This is a genomic window from Terriglobales bacterium, from assembly GCA_035764005.1.
GTDB lineage: Bacteria > Acidobacteriota > Terriglobia > Terriglobales > Acidobacteriaceae > Gp1-AA112.
Genome location: DASTZZ010000043.1, coordinates 1 through 4,320 on the forward strand (window position 1 = coordinate 1; position 4,320 = coordinate 4,320).

At 56.7% G+C, this 4,320-nt stretch carries 3 protein-coding genes; all 3 read right to left on the reverse strand.

The genetic code is table 11. The features are described from left to right. A partial coding sequence (locus tag VFU50_07120; GenBank protein HEU5232615.1) for an MBL fold metallo-hydrolase occupies positions 1–740 on the reverse strand: 740 nt, incomplete at its 3' end. Beyond that, positions 701–3,019, reverse strand: coding sequence for a S9 family peptidase (locus tag VFU50_07125; protein HEU5232616.1), 2,319 nt, complete (start codon positions 3,017–3,019; stop codon positions 701–703). The genes VFU50_07120 and VFU50_07125, both read right to left, overlap by 40 nt. A 71-nt stretch (positions 3,020–3,090) precedes the next feature. Next, positions 3,091–4,320, reverse strand: a 1,230-nt coding sequence (locus VFU50_07130; GenBank protein ID HEU5232617.1) for a hypothetical protein, incomplete at its 5' end; no start/stop codon positions are given.

Sequence of the window (4,320 nt, forward strand, 5' to 3'; positions counted from 1 at the left end):
AGATCATAGGCCATCACCCACGTGAGATCGAGGTGCTTCGTTGTGGGAATCAGGTCGGAGATATAGCAGGCCTTTTCACCTTCGCTCTCAAGCATGATTGCCTGCATGTTGCGCGTGTGTCCGGGATATAGAACAACGGAGATTCCGAGCATCACCTCGCCATCGCCGTCGAGCAGACGCATCTGGCCGTTCTTCAGCAGGGGATCGTAATTGTCGCTAATGTAGCTCACGCGATCGCGTTCAAGCTGCTTCAAGGCATGCTCCCATTCTCCGCGCTGGACGTAATACATTGCGTTGGGGAATGTTGGCTCAATCTCGCCGCGCTCGTTGCGGAATGTATTCCAGCCGCAGTGATCGAAGTGCAGATGCGAATTGATAACGACTTCAATCTCCTGCCGGCGCACTCCGGTTTTCTCAAGCTCCCGCAGTAGTTGCGCTTTGGCGTCGTAGATATTTGCGAGCTTCTCCGGCAGCTTGTTGCCGATGCCGGTTTCGATCAGCACCCATCGTTCATGGGCGCGAACGAGTACCGAATTGGTACCGCATGCCATGCGGTTGAACTCATCGGCTTTGACTTTCTTTTCCCAAAGCGGCTTGGGCACGACTCCGAACATCGCTCCGGCATCGAGGTAGTACGTGCCGTCGGAAAGGATGGTCAGTTCGAACTCGCCCAGTTTGCGCGTTGGCCGGTCGGCTGCGCTCAACGCCCACCGCCCTGCGCAGCAGACGAGGTCGGCCATGGCGGATTCGACGCAGCGATCTTCTCCTGCGACCAGCCCAGCAGCTCTGCGTCAAATTCAGCGCGGATTCGTTCGTAAAGGTTGGTTCGAGCAGCGACTCCGGCAATGGCATGCGTTTTCCGCGGAAAAAGCAGCACTTCAAACTGCTTTCCCGAATTGATGAACGCCTGCGAGAGCTGCATGGTGTTTTGGATGTGGACGTTGTCGTCGCTGGTGCCATGCACGAGCAGCAGATGTCCACTGAGATTCGCCGCACTCTGCTGCACCGAACCGGATTTGTATCCGTCAGCATTCTCGGATGGCAATCCCATGTAACGTTCCGTGTAGATGGAATCGTAATCGTGCCAGTCAGTAACAGGCGCAACCGCTACTCCGGCTTTGAAGCGACGTGCGTGCGTCATCGCGTAGCTGGCCATGAAGCCGCCGTAGCTCCAGCCCCACCAACCCAGACGATTGCCGTCGAGCTGCGGAAAACGATTCAGCGCCTGATCGAGTGCAGTGAGCTGATCGTTCAGTTCAACGTTCCCAAAATGGTGCCGCAATGCAGTCGCAAACTTTTTGCCGCGAAAGCCCATACCGCGGTTATCGACGCGAAGCACCGCAATGCCGTCATGCATGAGGATCTGATCGAAGAAGAAGTTCGCCGCTCCCCAGTGATCCTGCACCTGCTGCGCCTCAGGACCGCCATAGGGATTCATTAATAGTGGAGCCTTCTGCTCCGCCGATGCGCCAGGAGGAAGCAGAAGCTGACCATGAAGAACGGTGCCATCGTCCGCAGTGAAATCCACGAACTGCGGCTTGATGATGTCGAACGAAGTAATCGGCTTCGAAGCCCAGAAGACGTTGCACGAGCCGGACGCCGAGCATACCGACATATGGGGAGGTGTGAGCAGCGCGGAGTAGGTATCGACGTAGTACTTCGCGTTGTCGGCAAAACTGGCCTTGTGACTGCCATCTTCTCGTGAAAGACGCTGCTTGCCGCTGCCGTCAAGCTTGATGGAATAGATTTGGCGCTGGCGATCATCGCCCTCGTTCGACTGGTAGAAGATCGTGCCGGTAGCCTCATCGAATCCATCGACACTCGTCACTTCGAAATTCCCGCGCGTGATCTGCCGAACCAATTCCGCGGGTGCGCTCAGCGGATTGCCCTTGTTGAAGCGGTAGAGATACAGATGATTGTGTCCATCGCGCCAACTCTTCCACAGGAACTTGTCGCCGGGCTTCAGGATCTCGAAGTCATCGTTCACCATCACCCAGGCATCGTCTTTCTCTGAGAGCATGAGCTGCGAGCGCCCGGTCGGTGTGTCGACAAAATAAAGATCAAGCTGATTCTGGTCGCGGTTGAGTACCTGGACGTACAGAACATCTTTGCTGATCCAACCAAAGCGTGGAATGTAATAGTCGTTCTTGCTCTGCTTGCCGGTGAGTCCGGAGATGTTCACCCAGTGCGTCTTACCGCCGTTCGAGTCCACCACGCCAACACGCACTTCCGGATTTGGGTCCCCTGCGTACGGATACTTCTGATGATCGACGGTAGGGTGATCGAGGATGAAATCAGTAATCGGATACTCCGGTACCTGCGTCTCATTCATCTGCAGATAGGCAATGTGCTTGCCGTCAGGCGACCAGAAGTAATTGCTGCGGACATCGAGCTCTTCTTCATACACCCAATCAACTTCGCCGTTCAGCACATTGTCACCATCGTCCTCAGTCGTGAACGTGAGCTGCGTTTCCCGTGATTCGCCGGTCAGCGGACGCACATATAAATTGTGCTTGCGCGTGTAGGAAAGACGCTTGCCATCGGGCGAGAACTTCGGGTCGGCGCTTGGTTCGGGTGCAGACGTAATTTGAATTCCCGTTCCGGTCTCAAGCGTGTAATACCAAAGCTGTCCTTTAGAGTCGAAGAGCAGGTGCTTGGAATCCGGCGCCCAATGGTAGCCGGCGATGGAATAGCGGCTGCGGCGATCGCGATCTCGGTCGTCCTTCGCCTGCTTGCCACCGCGACTCTCAGGCGGAAAGAGTGCCGCCATCTTTTCACTCGCGACCAGCACAGCTGGCTTTCCAGTCGTCACATCGACGTAGTAGAGCTGGCTGTGCTCTCCGGAGTCGTCCCCCAGGACGTAAGAAACGCGCGCCCCGTCAGGACTCCACTTAACTGTTTCGGGAGCGCGTCCGGTGACTCCGCCGGCAGCGAAAATTTGTGGGATCGACGGCATATTGCCCTCCTGCGCGTACACAGCCGTCGATAACAAAATGATGAAAAGACGAGGAATCCTCACAGCCAAGCTCCTTGAAGCAGAAAAGTGAACGGAAAAGTGTAACAAGGGTGGCGAAATGAGAGGCTGAAAGGCTATGCAGCCAAAGAATTCGTGCGGCTCGAACGTACTGACCGCGCTAGCGAAAAATAGATTTCGCATGCTTTGCCGCCCTGCAACTTGCGGAAAAACAGCGAGCGAATCGCGCGGCGAGAGATGAGCCCTGCGAGATAGGCGCGATATAGATCGCCTCCGAGAAGCTGGCCTAGTTGCCTGGCAAGCACCCTCGCAGCAGCCGGTGAGGACGACAGCAGTTCGCGCAGCAGCGCGGGCCGGGCGGCGTAGCTGCGGCGATGGCACTCATAGTCGCGGTGCAGCATGACGCAGTCCAACACTCGGATGTACTCGCGATAGGAGAGGAGCGTGCCGGCTTCGATTTCTTCTTTCGGCAGCGAGTACAGCGACAGAAGTCGCCCTTCGTTTGCAGCCTCCGAGGGGTACAGAACCTGCGCACCGAAGTGAACCAGAGCGTGCTGCAGAGCAGAGATGTACACATCCTCCTCGCTGATCAGGTTCGGGGGGTCGGCTTCAAAGTCGCGGCATGCGTGATGTACAAACGACGCCGCGTCAGATGTTGTGGTTTCCATCCGGAGCCGATGTGCGATCATAAGGTTCAATTCGGGAATGTAACTGCTCCCTCGATTCACCAGCTGCGCCATAACTTCATCGCGCCGAGCTCGCTGCAGAGGTTTTCGACATAGAAGACTTGCGGCACGCGTAATCGAAGGCACGTTCGCGACCTCGGGATAGCAATCGACGAAATAGCGCGAACCGCTGTCCTCATCGGCATAGCGCTCGATGTGAAGGAAAGCCAGGAGAGCATCGATCAGGTCATAAATGAGCGGCGTAAAGTCCGGCGCTTTGCGCGATTCGTCTCGCCATCGGGAAATACAGAGCCGATAACTGTGCCATTTTTCGACCGGCGTGGCGTTAAAAACGGCCGCCGTGTCCCCATCTACCTGCACCGCTGCGACTCGCTCGCTGAGTTCTCCTGCTGCGCGGAAGTAAAGCTCATCCACGTTCTGCAGAACTGTCCGAATGCAGTCGCTCGGGAATCGCTCCCGCAGCTCGCGCGGGAGGTGTGTGGGCGCCAGATGCGATTCGCCGAACATGACCAGAATCAGAGCATTGGCGTGGTCCTTGCGAACACTCGCAACTGTATCGGCGGCATGCCGATCGCGTTGGGTGATTCGGCGAATATTTCCGCGGGGCGCGCAGTCCGCACCATAGATTGGGATCTTCAGACCACGAGCAATGTTGAGCGT